Below are 821 nucleotides of genomic sequence, written 5' to 3'. Positions count from 1 at the left end.
GGGGGTTCTTCGTGCGGAAGGCGACGTGGAAGCTCGAGCCCGACTAGCTGATGTTGTGAGCGAGCGACGACACGTTGTAGAACGACTCGCGGCCGGTCTCGGCGATCGTGGCGACCGTCGGCGGGATGAAGGCCTTGTGCATGCCCACCGAGATGATGAAGGGCAGAACGCCCGCGAGCAGGGCGACAGCCACCCAGCCGAGCGTGCCGTGCAGCCACAGCATGCCACCGGTCAGGAGCGAGCCGAGCCAGAAGCCGAGCGGGCCGAGCAGGAAGATCATCGCGGGGGCGACGACGATGATGCACACCAGCGGCACGAAGAAGACGCGGAACGGTGCCGGGGTGATCTTGGTGACCCAGTGCTCGACGGCCCAGAGCAGCAGCACCGTCAGGATCGGCGGGAAGACCTGCGCGCCGTAGGAGACGGCCGGAACGGCAACGCCGAACACCGAGGTGCCGTTCGTCACCAGTGTCGAGAAGCCGGGGAAGACGAGGAGCCCCACGATCCCGAGGGCGAGCGGGATGTTGACGCCGAGGCGACGCGCGGCGGTGAAGGTGACCAGCAGGGGCAGGAAGTAGAAGACCGCGTCGGGGATTGCGACGAGCGTCAGATAGGTCGGGTTGTCCTTCGCGACCCAGCCCAGCGCCACCGCCGCGATGAGCAGCGACTTGAAGACACCGGCACCGGCGATGGCGGGGATGATCGGGGTGAAGACGCCGACGACGAACTCCATGAAGACCGAACCCGCGCGCTTCAGCGTCAGCGGCTGCCGCTTCGCGACGACGTCCTTCGGCGAGCGCTCGCGCTCGACCGCCCGGTAC

The 821-nt window shown here is 67.7% G+C and carries 1 protein-coding gene; it reads right to left on the bottom strand.

Annotation, left to right across the window (positions count from 1 at the left end; all coding sequences use genetic code 11):
• Positions 1-43: 43 nt before the first annotated feature.
• Positions 44-821, bottom strand: a 778-nt coding sequence (locus NS331_RS25260) for a PTS transporter subunit EIIC (protein ID WP_193758226.1), incomplete at its 5' end; no start/stop codon positions are given.

Source organism: Pseudacidovorax intermedius, from assembly GCF_001476815.1.
Lineage (GTDB): Bacteria > Pseudomonadota > Gammaproteobacteria > Burkholderiales > Burkholderiaceae_C > Xenophilus > Xenophilus intermedius_A.
Note: the sequence above shows the minus strand (reverse complement) of the source record. Positions and strands in the feature narration are given on the sequence as shown.